This window comes from Hahella chejuensis KCTC 2396, assembly GCF_000012985.1.
GTDB lineage: Bacteria > Pseudomonadota > Gammaproteobacteria > Pseudomonadales > Oleiphilaceae > Hahella > Hahella chejuensis.
This window is the reverse complement of sequence record NC_007645.1, coordinates 5,306,524-5,321,835: the sequence shown is the minus strand read 5'-3', so window position 1 is coordinate 5,321,835 and position 15,312 is coordinate 5,306,524. Positions and strand designations below refer to the sequence as shown.

The 15,312-nt window shown below is 56.7% G+C and carries 15 protein-coding genes; 13 read left to right on the top strand and 2 right to left on the bottom strand.

Going from position 1 to position 15,312, the window contains the following annotated elements; genetic code table 11:
• Positions 1-9: 9 nt before the first annotated feature.
• From flhF to HCH_RS23155, 13 genes are all read left to right on the top strand, one after another.
• Positions 10-1,308: a flagellar biosynthesis protein FlhF gene (gene flhF / locus HCH_RS23215; RefSeq protein WP_011398916.1), complete on the top strand. Its 1,299-nt coding sequence runs from the start codon at positions 10-12 to the stop codon at positions 1,306-1,308.
• Positions 1,309-1,364: 56 nt separating this feature from the next.
• Positions 1,365-2,177 (top strand): MinD/ParA family protein, encoded by an 813-nt coding sequence (locus tag HCH_RS23210; protein WP_011398915.1) that lies wholly within the window; start codon positions 1,365-1,367, stop codon positions 2,175-2,177.
• Between the two features lie 157 nt (positions 2,178-2,334).
• On the top strand, positions 2,335-3,072 hold the full coding sequence (locus HCH_RS23205) for an RNA polymerase sigma factor FliA (RefSeq protein ID WP_041599877.1): 738 nt from the start codon (positions 2,335-2,337) through the stop codon (positions 3,070-3,072).
• Positions 3,073-3,243: 171 nt separating this feature from the next.
• A complete protein-coding gene (gene cheY, locus HCH_RS23200) occupies positions 3,244-3,630 on the top strand; it encodes a chemotaxis response regulator CheY (protein WP_011398913.1) in 387 nt (128 codons plus the stop codon).
• A 19-nt stretch (positions 3,631-3,649) separates the two neighbouring features.
• Positions 3,650-4,441 (top strand): protein phosphatase CheZ, encoded by a 792-nt coding sequence (locus HCH_RS23195; protein WP_011398912.1) that lies wholly within the window; start codon positions 3,650-3,652, stop codon positions 4,439-4,441.
• An 11-nt stretch (positions 4,442-4,452) separates the two neighbouring features.
• The gene (locus HCH_RS23190; RefSeq protein WP_011398911.1) at positions 4,453-6,927 is read left to right on the top strand and encodes a chemotaxis protein CheA; all 2,475 of its coding nucleotides are present in this window, start codon (positions 4,453-4,455) and stop codon (positions 6,925-6,927) included.
• Positions 6,928-6,982: 55 nt separating this feature from the next.
• Entirely contained in the window at positions 6,983-8,149 is a 1,167-nt protein-coding gene (locus tag HCH_RS23185) for a protein-glutamate methylesterase/protein-glutamine glutaminase (protein ID WP_011398910.1), read from the top strand.
• A complete protein-coding gene (locus HCH_RS23180; RefSeq protein ID WP_011398909.1) occupies positions 8,149-8,886 on the top strand; it encodes a flagellar motor protein in 738 nt (245 codons plus the stop codon). Before HCH_RS23185 ends, HCH_RS23180 begins: the two co-directional genes overlap by 1 nt.
• A 48-nt stretch (positions 8,887-8,934) precedes the next feature.
• A complete protein-coding gene (gene motD / locus HCH_RS23175) occupies positions 8,935-9,717 on the top strand; it encodes a flagellar motor protein MotD (protein ID WP_011398908.1) in 783 nt (260 codons plus the stop codon).
• Between the two features lie 294 nt (positions 9,718-10,011).
• Positions 10,012-10,827, top strand: coding sequence for a ParA family protein (locus tag HCH_RS23170; protein ID WP_011398907.1), 816 nt, complete (start codon positions 10,012-10,014; stop codon positions 10,825-10,827).
• A 58-nt stretch (positions 10,828-10,885) separates the two neighbouring features.
• Entirely contained in the window at positions 10,886-12,190 is a 1,305-nt protein-coding gene (locus HCH_RS32685; protein ID WP_011398906.1) for a chemotaxis protein CheW, read from the top strand.
• Between the two features lie 129 nt (positions 12,191-12,319).
• The gene (locus HCH_RS23160) at positions 12,320-12,805 is read left to right on the top strand and encodes a chemotaxis protein CheW (RefSeq protein WP_011398905.1); all 486 of its coding nucleotides are present in this window, start codon (positions 12,320-12,322) and stop codon (positions 12,803-12,805) included.
• A gap of 38 nt (positions 12,806-12,843) precedes the next feature.
• Positions 12,844-13,254 (top strand): DUF2802 domain-containing protein, encoded by a 411-nt coding sequence (locus HCH_RS23155; RefSeq protein WP_011398904.1) that lies wholly within the window; start codon positions 12,844-12,846, stop codon positions 13,252-13,254.
• 88 nt (positions 13,255-13,342) lie between these two features.
• Here the strand turns inward: HCH_RS23155 and HCH_RS23150 are convergent, their stop codons facing one another.
• Positions 13,343-13,993, bottom strand: a complete 651-nt coding sequence (locus tag HCH_RS23150) for a hypothetical protein (RefSeq protein WP_011398903.1) — start codon at positions 13,991-13,993, stop codon at positions 13,343-13,345.
• A 74-nt stretch (positions 13,994-14,067) separates the two neighbouring features.
• On the bottom strand, positions 14,068-14,991 hold the full coding sequence (locus HCH_RS23145; RefSeq protein ID WP_011398902.1) for a leukocidin family pore-forming toxin: 924 nt from the start codon (positions 14,989-14,991) through the stop codon (positions 14,068-14,070).
• Positions 14,992-15,312: the final 321 nt, after the last annotated feature.

Genomic DNA, 15,312 nt, shown 5'->3' with positions numbered 1-15,312 from the left:
ACTAACATTATGAAAGTGAAACGTTTTTTTGCAGCGTCAATGCAACAGGCTTTAAAGGACATTCGTGAAGATCTTGGCGCGGACGCCGTCATTCTGTCCACCAGCAAAACCGGGGATGGCGTGGAGGTGATCTGCGCGCTGGATTACAACGAGGACGATCAGCGCAGCAGCATGCCTGAACAGGAAGGCGCACGCCCCACGCCCTCTGCGGTGGCCAGGGAGACGGCGGACCGCCATCGTCGCCTGGAGGATGAAATGTTGCGGGTGCGGGAGCGGCTGGAAACGCTGAAAGACAACGCCAGGCCAAAGGCTGACCCCACGCCGGCTTTTGCCGCTGTGGAGCAGGCGACGACGGCTTCCCGGCAAATCGGCGCCGGAGAACAGGAAACCTCTCGTATGCTGGCGGAAATGCGCGAAGAGATCATGCAGCTCAAAAGCATCATGCGTCAGCCTGTGGTCGCTGCGCGGCCGGAAGAAAACCCCGCTCATCGCGAGCTGATCGAACGCCTGCAGGAAATGGGCGTCTTCCGCGAGCTGCAAAGCGCGCTCACCGCCAAGACGGACCCTCGCAAAGGCGCGCAGGAACAATGGCGCAACCTGATGGCGCGGCTTGCGCATGGTTTGAAGGCGGAAAATGAAGAATTGATTCACCAGCGCGGGGTATGCGCATTGCTGGGGCCGACCGGCTCCGGAAAAACCACCACCCTCGCCAAACTGGCGGCGCGTTTCGTGGTTCACTACGGCGCCGAAAAACTGGCGCTGATCACCACGGATCGCTTTCGGGTGGCCAGCCAGCAGCAATTGCAGTCCTTTGGGCGTCTGCTGAACGTGCCCGTGTATGTGGTGGATGAAGAGAACAGCCTGGACGATCTGCTCGACCGGCTCGCCAACAAGCGTTTAGTGCTGGTCGACACCGCCGGGTTGACGCCTCAGGACCCCAATTGGGAGCGTCAACAGAAAGACTTGAAAGTGACCCGTCACCGCATCAGAAATTATCTTGTATTGTCGGCAGTTAACCAACCGCAGGTCATGAAATCCACCTACCATTACTATAAGATGTTGGAGCTTTCCGGCTGTATCATGACCAAACTGGATGAAGCGTTCAGTCTGGGTGAAGTGTTGAGCATGGCCATCCTGAACCGGCTTCCGGTCGCCTATGTCACCGACGGACAGAAAATACCCGATGACATTCATCCGGCGAAAGCGCATGCCCTGGTGGCGCGCGCGGACGCACTGTGGCGGCGGACCCGGCGGGAGACCGAACAAACTAATAATACCACTCGCTTCGCTGCGGAACTGGTGGTCTAAACTATTGAGTGCGGGGTCAATGCCGCGCCGTCTGATAACAGGAGATCTCTACCGGTATGAGCAAAGTACATCCGGTTCAAGTTATTGCAGTCACCGGAGGAAAGGGGGGTGTCGGCAAGAGCAATGTTTCCATAAATCTGTCTCTCGCGTTAGCGGATTTGGGACGTCGCGTGGTATTGCTGGATGCGGACCTCGGACTGGCCAATATTGATGTGTTGCTCGGCGTCACCGCCTCGCGCAATATCGGGGATGTGCTGGCGGGGGATTGCACCCTGCGGGAAGTGATGATCGAAGGGCCGGGGGGCATAAAAATCGTTCCGGCGTCCTCCGGCACCCAGCATCTGACTCATCTGTCTCCTCTGGAACATGCGGGCTTGATCAACGCCTTCAGCGACATCAGCGACGACCTGGACGTGCTGGTGATCGACACGGCGGCGGGCATCTCCGAACAAGTGCTCTCATTCGTGCGCGCGGCGCAGGAAGCCCTGGTGGTGGTGTGCGACGAACCCACCTCGATTACCGACGCTTATGCGGTCATCAAGCTGCTCAATAAGAACCACGATATGTACCGGTTCAGGGTGCTCGCCAACATGGTTCGCTCCGAGCAGGAAGGGCGGCATTTGTTCGGCAAATTATCCAAGGTCTCCGAACGCTTTTTGGAAGTTGCGCTACAATATGTAGGAAGCATTCCATTTGACGAAGCCGTACGCAAAGCGGTGCAACGGCAGCGTCCTGTATACGAAGCCTATCCACGCGCCAAAGCGTCCCTGGCGTTCCGCCAACTGGCGCAGAAAGTGGATAACTGGCCGTTGCCGACGGCGCCGAGAGGTAATTTGGAATTCTTTGTGGAGCGTCTGGTGCACAGTTAGACATGCGCCGGACTGAATGTGAGGGCTCGCCCGGAGGCTATATCCCGGGCGCTTGCGATGAGGCGTGATGGTTGCTGCGCCGGACATATCCTCAAACACCCATGAGAACGTTTTTGTTGAAATCATCCGGTTTATTGCAGGCCTTGCGCGCAAATTCATGTCATTGGCGAATACTTATATGATGTATAGCGAGACGCGGGCGGAGCGCGCCGACACTCTGGTCAGGCAATACGCGCCTCTGGTCAAGCGCATCGCGCATCACCTGATCGCCCGTCTGCCCGCCAGCGTGCAGGTGGAGGATCTGATTCAGGCGGGCATGATCGGATTGCTGGAGGCCGCGCAGAAATACGACGCCGGCAAAGGCGCCAAATTTGAAACCTATGCGGGCATCCGCATTCGCGGCGCCATGGTGGACGAAATCCGTAAAGGCGATTGGGTGCCGCGCTCTGTGCACCGCAACGCCCGCAATATCGCGGAAGCGATACACACTATTGAAGCCCGCACCGGTCGCGACGCGTCGGATGCGGAAGTGGCGGCGGAGCTGGGCGTACCTCTGGAGCAATACCACGCCAGCCTGCGCGACGCCAGTTCGGGGAAGCTGTTCAGTCTGGAAGAGTTGGGCTTTCACGGGGAGGGCGGCTCTGACGATGAAACGTTAACCGCCGATAACCCCCTCAGCGATATCGAACAAAACGCCTTTCTGGAAAAATTGAGCGCCGCGATAGACGGTTTGCCGGAACGGGAGAAGCTGGTGCTGTCTCTCTACTATGACGAAGAACTCAACCTCAAGGAAATAGGCCAGGTGCTCTCAGTCAGCGAGTCCCGGGTCAGTCAGATTCATTCTCAGGCGACCTTGCGACTGCGATCCCGTCTCTCAGACTGGAAAAACAGCTAAATCAAGCCATTGCCGGTGCAGGTTAATGTTTTTTCGAAATCAGCATCCTGCGGTCATGTTTTCTAAAACAACTTGTATCAAAAAACTGGATAGTACGGCGCGACCAGCTAGACTTACTCAGTAGAGTAATGAAATCAAAGGGTTTCCAGCGTCGCCATTGTGGAGGTTACATTGGACAAGAACATGAAAATCCTCGTTGTAGATGACTTTTCAACAATGAGGCGGATTATTAAAAACCTGCTTCGGGATTTGGGCTTCACCAATACCGATGAAGCGGATGACGGGTCCACCGCGCTGCCGATGTTAAAAACCGGGAAGTTTGATTTTCTGGTCACGGACTGGAATATGCCTGGAATGACGGGAATCGAATTACTCCAGGCTGTTCGCGCCGATGAGAGTCTGAAAAACCTGCCGGTGCTCATGGTGACGGCGGAAGCCAAACGGGATCAGATTGTCGCAGCGGCGCAGGCGGGTGTTAACGGGTATGTGGTGAAGCCGTTTACTGCGGCCGTGTTGAAGGAAAAGATAGAAAAAATCTTCGAGCGGATCGACTCCTAATAAAACCGCAGGAATTACTATGACCAATGAACAGCAGCCACCATCCTCCTCCCAAGAGGACATCGAGGCGCGCTTGAGCGAGCAGGCGGCGAGCTTGATGGAACACGTCAGCAAGGGGGACTTTGGCGAAGCGTTGCGGGTAATTTCCGACCTTAATGACACTCGGGACCGCACGCTGTACTACGAAGTGGGCAAGTTGACCCGTTCGTTGCACGAAGCCATACGCAATTTCAATATCGACATGGGCAACGTGAAGATGAATCAGCAGGAGGAAATGTCGAAGATCGCCGACGCCTCCGATCGTCTTTCCTATGTGGTCGATATGACCAACAAAGCCGCCAATAAAACCATGGATATGGTGGAAGCGAGTATGCCTGTGGCGGTGGAAATGAAGCAGGAGGCCCATGAACTCAAGGAAGCCTGGGCGCGGTTGCGGCGGCGGGAAATGGACCCTTCGGAATTCCGCGAGCTGTACAAGCGCATCGATAAGTTTCTGGTGGATCTGGCTGCTAACAGCGACAAGGTGTACACCAATCTGTCGGAAATACTATTGGCTCAGGACTTTCAGGATCTTACCGGACAGGTCATCAACAAGGTCACCGGTCTGGTCAGGGAAGTGGAGGTGAATCTGGTCAAACTGGTCGCCATGGCGGGCAAGGTTGACCGCATAACAGGCATTCAGCACGAGCTGAGAGCCGAAGAAGAATCGATTACAAAAGGGCACGGCCCGCAGATCCAGACCGAAGGACGCTCAGATGTCGTCGCCAGCCAGGACGACGTGGACGACCTTCTTTCCAGCCTTGGTTTCTGAGGAGCACATGAATGGGGTTTGAAGCGGACGAAGAAATCCTGCAGGACTTTCTAGTCGAAGCGGGAGAAATTCTTGAACAGCTCTCAGAGCAGTTGGTGGAACTGGAGCAGAACCCGGACGACCGCGATCTGCTGAACGCCATTTTCCGTGGGTTTCACACCGTCAAAGGCGGCGCCGGTTTCCTTCAGTTGGACGCCTTGGTGGAATGCTGTCACGTGGCGGAAAACGTCTTCGACCTGTTGCGTAACGGTCAGCTCAGCGTCGACTCCGAATTGATGGATGTCGTGTTGCAGGCGCTGGACGCGGTCAACGAAATGTTTTCCCAAGTGAAGATGCGGGAAGAGTTGACCCCCGCCGCTCCCGAACTCATGGCCGCCCTGGAGCGGCTGGCCAGCGGCGAATCCGCCTCTGTGGCGGAAGAGGCTGAAGAGCCCGCCGAAGAACCCATTGAAGAGCGCGAAGAAGCCGCTGAGGAAGCTGAAGCCCCTGTAGCGTCCTCGGAAGGCGATATCACCGACGACGAATTCGAGAATCTGCTTAACGCCCTGGATGATGAAGAAGGCGGAGAGAAAGCGGAGGCGAGCGAATCGAAAGACGAAGGCGACGAAATCACGGAAGACGAATTCGAAAAACTGCTGGATCAACTGCATGGTCCCGGCAAATTCAGCGGCGTCAAGGAAAGTAAATCCGCCAAGGCCGCCCCGGAACCCGCTCCCGTTCCGCAGGAAGACGTCGCTGGCGCCGTGTCCGCCGGCGACAGCGATGAAATCACCGATGATGAATTTGAAGCCTTGCTGGATGAGCTGCATGGCAAAGGCAAGTTTGACGGCGCCGTCTCTGATGGGGCTGAGCAGAAGAAAGCCCCTGCCGCGGAGAAGAAAGGCAAGCCAGCGGCGAAAGCCGAGCCTGAAAAGAAAGTAGAGAAAAAGGTAGAGAAGAAAGAGGCCGCCGCCGCAAGCGACTCTGAACTGATTACCGACGACGAATTCGAAAAACTGCTGGACGAATTGCACGGCTCCGGCAAGGGGCCAAGTCCTACCGCAGGCGCCAAGCCGGCCGCGGCAAAACCGGCGGAAAAGGCGGCTGTGCAAAAAGAGCCCGTCAAGAAGGAGCCGGTCAAGAAAGAACCGCCGAAAGCCGTCAAGCCCGCGCCAGCCCGCGCCGAGCCGGACGAAGAGCGGCGGCAGCCTGCGGCGAGCGCCGCCGCTGGAAAAGACGCCCAGGCCAGTATCGCGACGGAAACCACGGTGCGTGTGGACACCAAGCGTCTCGACGACATTATGAACATGGTCGGCGAACTGGTGCTGGTGCGTAACCGTCTCAAACGTTTAGGCGAAGAGTTCGCCGACGAGAACATGAGTAAAGCCGTGTCCAATCTGGACGTGGTCACCAGCGACTTGCAGTCCGCCGTCATGCAGACGCGGATGCAGCCCATCAAGAAAGTATTTGGCCGCTTCCCCCGCGTAGTGAGGGACTTGGCGCGCAACCTGCGCAAAGAAGTCAATCTGGTGTTGCGTGGGGAAGACACCGATCTGGATAAAAACCTGGTCGAAGCTCTGTCCGACCCTCTGGTCCACTTGGTGCGTAACGCAGTGGACCACGGTATCGAATCTCCCGAAGCGCGCGAGCAAAAAGGCAAACCGCGGGTAGGGCGTGTGGTGCTGGCGGCGGAGCAGGAAGGCGATCATATTCTGCTTTCCATCGAAGACGACGGCGCCGGTATGGACCCGGTGGTGCTGCGCCAGAAAGCGGTGGAGAAAGGCATTTACGATGTGGACGCCGCCGAGCGTCTCACCGACAACGAAGCTTATAACCTGATATTCGCGCCGGGGTTCTCCACTAAAACGGAAATATCCGATGTGTCCGGGCGCGGCGTTGGGATGGATGTGGTCAAAACCAAGATCACTCAATTGAACGGCACCATCCATATTGAGTCGGAGTTGGGCCGTGGTTCGCGCATTGTGATCAAAGTGCCGCTGACCCTCGCCATCATGCCAACCTTGATGGTGATGCTGGGGGACCAGGCATTCGCTTTCCCATTGGTGAGCGTGGTGGAAATTTTCCACCTTGATCTGACCCAGACCAACATTGTCGATGGGCAGGAATGTATCGTGGTGCGCGAGAATGTATTCCCGTTGTTCCACATCAAACGCTGGTTGGTGAAAGGCGCGCAATTTGAGCCCACCGAAGAGAACGGTCATGTGGTGATTGTTTCCGTCGGCACCAAGCGCGTGGGCTTTGTGGTCGATCAGTTGGTCGGTCAGGAAGAAGTGGTCATCAAGCCGCTGGGCAAAATGCTGCACGGCACGCCGGGAATGGCCGGCGCCACCATCACTGGAGACGGGCGCATTGCGCTGATACTGGACATTCCCAGCATGCTTGGACGCTACGCCAAGTCCAGCAAAGTATACGGACGGCCGACGTTCAGGAAGAGTCAGTTGGTGACGGATTCGGGTGAAACGGCGCCTGCGGCTTCCGCAGGCTGAGCGCTTGTCATAAGGCGCAGCGGCGGAGTGATTTCCAAAAACGGGAGACCGATGAATGACCTTAAAGGTCCTGGTAGTAGATGATTCGGGATTTTTCAGACGTCGCCTTTGCGAGATCCTGAGCTCCATAAGCGATGTGGATGTCGTCGGCACGGCCAGCAATGGCCGTGAAGGCGTCGAGATGGCGCTTAAACTGAAACCCGACGTCATCACCATGGACTACGAGATGCCGGTCATGGACGGCATTACCGCAGTCAAGGAAATCATGCGGGTTCAGCCCACGCCGGTGTTGATGTTTTCCTCTCTTACCTACGAAGGCGCCCGAGTGACCTTTGACGCCCTGGAAGCGGGCGCGGTGGATTTTCTGCCGAAGAGCTTCGAAGCGATGTCCGGCGACGCCTCCAAGATCAAACGACTGTTGCACGATCGCATCAAAGAGGTTTCGCGGGCGAAATACCGGATGTCCGGGGCGTCCGCGCCGGCATCCGTTCCTCAGCCCGCCAAGCCCGCTGCGCCGATCCCAGTGCGCGAGCCGCCCAAGCCGGCCGCGCCGGTTACCCGCCCTGCTGAGCCTCGCGCCAAGGCGCCGCCAGCCAAACCGGAGCCTAAACCCGAGGTGAAGGCGGCGAAGTCCCGGCGCACGCCGCGTCAGGACTATAAAGTGGTGCTGATAGGCACCTCTACCGGCGGCCCGGTGGCGTTGCAGAAAATCCTCACCCGTTTGCCTGGCGCGTTTCCCGCGCCGCTGGTGCTGGTGCAGCACATGCCAGCGTCCTTTACGCCAGCATTTGCTGAACGTTTGAACCGTCTGTCGCAGTTGTCCGTCAAACAGGCGGAGAACGGCGAAATCCTGAAACCAGGATGGGCCTACATTGCGCCCGGCGGCAAACAGACGCTGATAGAGCGCGTTGGCGCCCAGGCGCGGGTCAAGATTCTCGACGGCGACGAGCGGTTGCACTATAAACCCTGCGTGGACGTTACTTTCGGCTCCTGCGCCAAGATGTTTCCCGGCAAAGTACTGGGCGTCATCCTGACCGGCATGGGCGCGGACGGCCGTGAAGGCTGCCGTATGTTGAAAGAAACCGGTTCCGTGGTCTGGTCCCAGGATGAAGCGACCAGTGTGATTTACGGTATGCCGATGGCGGTGGCCACCGCCGGCCTGTCAGATGAAGTTTTAGCCTTGGATGAATTTGCGCCGCGGTTGATTGACGGTGTCGGATAATGGATTTACTCAGCATCGTGGGCGTCCTGATCGCCCTGGTGGCGATCATCGGCGGCAACCTGATCGAAGGCGGCGATGTTTCCTCCCTGTTGAACCTGCCGGCGGCCCTTATCGTCATCGGCGGCACACTTGGCGCGATAGTGCTGCAACATTCCGGCAAAGTGTTGAAGCGTTCATTTACCCAGTTCATCTGGGTATTCCTGCCTCCTTATCTCAGCTTTGAAGACGGCATTCAGAAAGTGATTTCCTGGAGCATGGTGGCCCGTAAGGAAGGGCTGCTGGGACTGGAGTCCGTAGCGGAAAAAGAGCGTGATCCATTTTCCCGCAAAGGGCTGCAACTGCTGGTGGACGGCGCGGAGCCAGAGTCTATCCGCAGTATTATGGAGCTGGAGCTCAACAGCCGCGAACAGCGTGAACTGGACGCCAGCAAAGTCTATGAGGCCATGGGCGGCTACGCGCCTACATTGGGTATCCTGGGCGCGGTGCTCGGGTTAATCCAGGTGATGAGTCATTTGGAAGACCCCTCCATGTTGGGGCCCGGCATCGCTACAGCGTTTGTCGCCACCATCTACGGGGTGGCGCTGGCGAACCTGTTCTACTTTCCTATCGCCAACAAGTTGAAAGGCATTGTGCAGGAACAATCGCTGCTGCGGGAAATGATGATCGAGGGCATCGTCGGCATCGCTGAAGGAGAGAATCCCAAAGCAATAGAATTAAAGTTGAAAGGGTTTCTGTAATGCCGTCGGTTGTTAACCCTCCATGTCGCTGAGCGGGAGTCACCGTCAATGAGAAAGCGCCGCCGCAATCGAGAAGAGTCCCATAACCACGAACGTTGGCTGGTGTCCTATGCGGACTTCATTACCCTGTTGTTCGCCTTTTTCGTGGTGATGTATTCCGTGTCTTCCGTCAACGAGGGCAAATACAAAGTGCTGTCCGAAACTCTGGAGGGGGTGTTCAATGCTACTCAACGCAGTGTTAATCCCATACAGGTAGGGCAACAGACGGCGGCCCCTCCGCAAAGCGATGCGCCAGCGATACAGCCCTTTAACAGCCCGGAAGACCCAGCTGGAGAAACGTCGGAAGAGCAGGCCGGAGAGCGACTTCGGGAAATCGCCAACCGCTTTAATTACCGGTTAAAAGGGTTGATTGGGCAAGGCATGGTGTCCATCAACGAGAACGACAACTGGATCGAGCTGTCCCTGCGCAACAATCTGCTGTTCAACAGCGGCGACGCCGTACCGGTTGACGCAGCCTTCAACTTGATCGACGGCATCGCCGGCATTCTCAAAGACTACCCTAACGCTATTCTGGTGGAGGGCTTCACGGACAACGTGCCTATCCGTAGCTCGGCTTATCCTTCCAACTGGGAGCTTTCCTCTGCGCGCTCAGCAGCAGTGGCGCGCCTGTTGATTATTGGCGGCGTCGATCCGAGGCGTCTGGCGGCGGTGGGATACGGCGAATATCAGCCGGTCGCCCGTAACGATACATCCGAGGGGCGGCAAAGAAACCGTCGGGTGGTTTTGTTGGTGGCTAAGGACGCCAAAGTTCGTCTTACCATGCGACGCTAACCGAACCCGGCCAGAAGCGCTGTTTCCCCGTCGGTTGACGAGATATCCCGCTGAAAAAGACCGTTGGATGTCAGCGTTGGCATATATCGTGCAAATTCGACATGACGATAAAAGGAAACAGGATTGCGGCGCTGGCTTGCCGTTAATCTGCATAAGAATTGTCATTAATGACCGTCACTGTGAGCTTCTATACTGTCATTAGGAACTCTGTTGCGACGTGGCGAAAGCGCGTAGCGGAAACACTGTGACGAGTTGTCGTCATCTGTCTGAACACCAACGCGGAGAGTATCAACCGTGCGAATCTGGACCGTCGCGAATCAAAAAGGAGGCGTGGGTAAAACCACCACCGCCGTCGCCCTCGGCGGGATTCTGGCGCAACAAGGCAAGCGGGTGCTGTTGCTGGACCTTGATCCGCACGGCTCGCTGACGTCTTATTTCAAATATGATCCGGACAGTATCCGCGGCAGCGTATACGACTTATTCATGCATGAGGGTAAAGTGCCGGCGGATCTACCGCGCACCCTGATCCGCGACACCAGTCATCCCAATCTTAAGCTGCTGCCTGCGTCTACGGCGCAGGCTACTCTCGAGCGAAAGATGGTGGGCGTGGAGGGCATGGGGTTGATCATCTCCAAGTCCCTGGCGCATTTGTGGGACGATTTCGATTACGCGTTTCTGGATAATACGCCGGTGCTCGGCGTACTGCTCATCAACGCATTGGCGGCCTGCCAGCATATTCTGATTCCGGTGCAGACTGAGTTTCTGGCGCTAAAGGGGCTGGAGCGCATGCTGCATACCCTTGGCATGGTGATGAAGAGCCAGAAGAATCCACTTTCCTATACCGTCATTCCCACGATGTTCGACCGCCGCACGCAGGCGTCGGTGCAGACCTTTCGCACTCTGCGACAACAGTATGGCGACGTGGTCTGGCGCTATGCGATTCCCGTAGACACCAAATTCCGCGACGCCAGCAGGGCGGGCGTGATTCCTTCCGTGTACGACGCCGCCACCCATGGAGTGCGCGGCTATGAAAAACTGTTGCATGACCTGTTGGAAGCCAACGTGGGTTTCAATCCGCCGCCACAAGCCCAGGCGGGCGGCGCGGCGTAATGTCGTAATGTAAAGGCGGCGTAGGTCGCCGCAGGTATTAAAGGATATTTGTTGAGTAATGGCAGATAAGCAGTTCGCCGATACTGATAACTACGATAAGGCGGTCCTCGATTATATTGACGACCTGCTGCGCGCGCCTGCGCCGGAGCCAGAGTCCAGGCCGACGCTGGAGACTGACGATAAGGCGCCGGAGGCTGATTCGCCGAGGCGGCAGGACAAGTCCGTCGCCACGCCAGCGTCTACGCCGGAACCTGCGGTCACAGAGGCCTCAAGCCAAGCCCCAGAGACCTCAAGCCAGGCCCTTGGCCGCGAGCAATCCCCGTCCATCGTGAGCGAGGCGCAGCAGACTCCGTCACAGCCTATCAAACCGCAAACAACGAAGCCGCAACCGGAGACGCTTGAGAATGAACGCGCTATAGAGGCGTCGCGTCGCAAACCGGTTTCGCCAGGGAAGGAGGAGGACATGACTACGGCGGAGAAAGAAAGCGCGCCGACGCATTCCGCAGCGGAGGCGTTATTGGAACAGGGACGCATGACGCTGGCGCGGCAACGTATGCTCGCACGCCAGGCGGAGCAGGCGCGTCTGGCGCTGCAGGAGCCGCCCAGACTGGTGATGCCGATGCCCAAGGTGGCCCCGCCGCCAGCGCCGACGGAGACGAAGAAAAAGCCGTCGGTGGCGGAGCGAAGCGCGGCGTTACGGGAAAAGTTAAAGCAATGGCGTGTCACGGAGCCGAAAGGAGAAGAGCAGGAGCCGCAGTCGCTGGCGCGTCAAAAAGTTGAAGCAAGGCGTCAAGAACGTGACGCGCCGCCGGTGGTGGAGCCCGAGGTGACGCAGCAGGAGGCCGTTGACATCGCAGTGGACTCCGGCGGAACGCCAGATGGTTGGGCCGCTAACGGCAGGCCGGCGTGGGCGCAGGAGCGCTTTGAGTGTCTTCTGTTCAACGTGGCGGGGCTGAAATTAGCGGTCCCCTTGATTTCTCTTGGCGGCGTGCACGCGATGGGCCACGACACCACGCCGCTGTTCGGCATGCCTGCCTGGTTCATCGGGCTGATTCCCGTGGCGGGAATGAATGTGAGGGTGGTGGATACAGCGCAATGGGTCATGCCCGATCGCTACAAGGCGCAATACCGGGAAAATATCCGTTATGTCATTCGCTTGCATGATTCTGAATGGGGGCTCGGCTGCGATTTCATCGCCGAGGCGTTTACTCTTGACCCGGATCAGGTGCGTTGGCGCAGCGAGCGCTCCAAGCGTCCATGGCTGGCCGGCACGGTGGTGACGCACATGTGCGCGCTGCTGGATGTGGATGGATTGGAGCAGCAGTTGAATCAGTCATCCGTCAAAGCGGGTAAAAAGGGCTGACGCGGAAACGGCGGCGTACCAGGGGAGGTTGGCAAAATCCGCTGGCATAGATCCTGCGTTGTTCTATATTAATTAAGTACAAACGCTAGAAATTTGACGCTCAGCGTCGGGAGAAAGAGGTTAAACGCTATGGCATCCTATTCAGGGCAGGGCCAAAGTTCAGAAGATCCGATTCTGCAATACGTGACCTTCAAGTTGGATCATGAAACTTACGGCATCAATGTTATGCAGATCCAGGAGGTGTTGCGCTATACGGAAATTGCCCCGGTGCCTGGCGCGCCGGACTACGTCCTCGGCATTATCAACCTGCGCGGCAACGTCGTCACGGTCATCGACACTCGCAAGCGGTTTGGCTTGTCGGAAGCGGAGGTGAGCGACCATACCCGGATTGTGGTGATTGAGGTGGATAATCAAGTCGTGGGCATTCTGGTGGATTCTGTGGCGGAAGTGGTTTATCTGCGGCAGTCGGAAATGGAAACCGCTCCAAATGTCGGCAACGAGGAAAGCGCCAAGTTCATTCAAGGCGTGTGCAACAAGAATGGAGAACTGATTATTCTGGTGGAATTCGAAAAAATGATGTCAGAAGAAGAGTGGTCCGAGGTGGCGTCCTTGTGATCAGTCTCACCCAATAAGCTGGCGCGGGAGGATATGTTATGAATCCGCAATTCATGAGTGGGGAGCTGCTTGTGTCCCTGTGTTTCGGGCTGGTTGTCGCCATCGCCTGTTTCACGATATGCCGGATGCAGGCCAAGCGCATTGTACGTCTGGAAATTGAAGTCGGGCAGATGCGGGATAAGCTCAATATGCTCTCCGACAGCGGCATTGGCGTCGGCCGAAAGGTGGTTTCCATTGATCAGCGTCTGAAAGCCGCTGAGCTCAAGCAAAAAGAACTGCAAACCATGGATGTGCAAAAGGTCTCCTACAATGAAGCCGCCCGCCTGTTGTCACTGGGCGCGGAAGTGGAGGATTTGGTGAAAGCCTGCGGTCTGACCCGGGCGGAAGCGGACCTGATCAAGGCGTTGTACTCCAGTCAGAGCGGCGCTCAGAAACCCGCGCGCCACTGATTCCGGTAGACCCGGCCTGAACCCGGGCACGGGTAACAGAGAATTTGCTGTCCCGGCTGTGGCGTTGTCGCTGCAGCCGGGTCTGTCGTTATAGCGTCTCTTTGGTTTCTTTTTCTTGCTTCAGCAAGGCCACCGCCAGTTTCACCTCTTCTGACAGAGAGCTGTCTTCGCCTTTTTTGATTACCGGCAATACCATGAAATGTACGCTACCGTCAGCACCGGTCACGCTGGTGGCGATGATGGCGTCGCCTTCAGTAGCGGCGCCATAGTAGTCGGCGATAATATCCGACGGTTTCTCCGTCAGCCCGCCAAGTCGCTCGGCTTCCGTGTTGTCGAAAAGAAGAATCTCGCCGGACTGGGAAAGCTTCTGCAGCAGTCTTTCTGTTTGCGGGTCAAAAGGGAAGTTACTGGTGTCGACGTAGCGTAATCCCTCCGTTTCGATAAAGTCATACAGCTCCGCGCTAAGCGATGTGGACGCCTGCGATACCCAGGGGCCCGTGTCCTGAACCGGCTCCTCTGGCTCGGCGGCGACCTCCGTCTCCATCTGTAGTGCGGCTTCTTCGATAAATTCGGGAGAAACGCTTGTCAGCGTTGCTTCCTGGCTTTCCACCTGTTTATCCGCCTCAGTGGATTGCGCTGCGACGCTCGCATCTGTCTCGTCGCCATTCGCGTTGTAAAGATAGACGCCCGCCGCCAGACACAAGGGCGCGCCCCATAAGACCAATTTTTTTACTGACATAATGATCACCTTCTACTTGTCATGTCCGCCGGAAGCGGCTCCCCGTCGGGGAGCCGTCAGCCTGATGGGGTCCGTTAGTGGTACAGGCTGTCCTTCCATGAGATAGACACGACGCGATTGGCTTTGGTCCACTCGCTATAGTCGTGGTAGCCCTTCCAGCTGAAATTGGAGTGGAAAGAGCACCAGTCGCGAGCGAAGTGGTAATGAGTCTTCTGCCAGTTTGCTTCCAGCTTCAAGCGGGTATAGTCGACGCCGTCGTTCAAATCATACTTGCGGTAGAGCACCACCGCTTCCGGTTTGAAGTCCGAGGTCATCACCGTCGGCAATTCGCTGGTCGGGATGAGGTTGTTGATGCCGCAGCCCCAGAACAGATAAGTCCATGCGTAAAGCAGGTTATCCTTCGGCGGCGTGCGGTGTTTGATGGTCTGGTTGACGATATTCCAGGTCACGCCCTCGTTGCCCTGGTCAAAATCCGTCACCGTCTTGAACTCGTCCTGATTGTAGGTGATCCGTGTGCTCCAGGAGACCCCGCCGTTAATACTTGGCGATTCCTCGTTGAGCGTGAAGCCCAGGTTAAAGTCCGTTGATTCGCTCACCTGAGCGCTGGAGATGGTGTTGGAGGGAGCGTGACTCAGGTGGCGCAGTCTGGAGCCGTCCTGATATCCCACTTTTAGCTGGAACGCCGTCGGCACCGTGTAACGGTAGTCCGCGCTGGTTCCTGACTCATACAGAGTCTGACGGGAAGGCGCGTTGGTCATATCGAACCCCGAACCTCCGTTAAGCACCAGTTTCACTTCCTTGATCCCTTCAGGGTAGTGAGACTGATTCCAGGCGTTTTGTACGGTATAGACGAGCCGGATACGCTTGTTTCTGGCGTCGCTGTCGTCCAATTGATACAAAGTGCTGGTGTAAGATTTAATAGTGTCTCCCGCGTGGGCGAGGCCGGCTGTGAGACACAGCCCGGTTAACACTTGTGCATACAGCTTTGCGGTTCTCATACTTATTTTACCTCGCGTCAGCTTTTACTATTTTTTTGTTGGCCTATGCAGTTTGAATTAAGAAAAATTCAAAAAGAACAGGTTTCTGTATCGTATAAGTAGGTTTTTTGACCTGCAATTGGCTCATGATAAGTTGTCATGTTGAGCCCTGATGATGGCGCGAAAAGATAACCCTAAACCTAACCGTCGAAAGAAAAATCTGCGTTTGGCAGGCGTTTTTTGAAGGAGGGATCTGGGCTGAAAGTCCCGCAGGACAGGGTGTTTGACCGATTATGCATTGCGTTATGAAGAAAGACGGCGCGGGTGCGCCGTCATTGAACG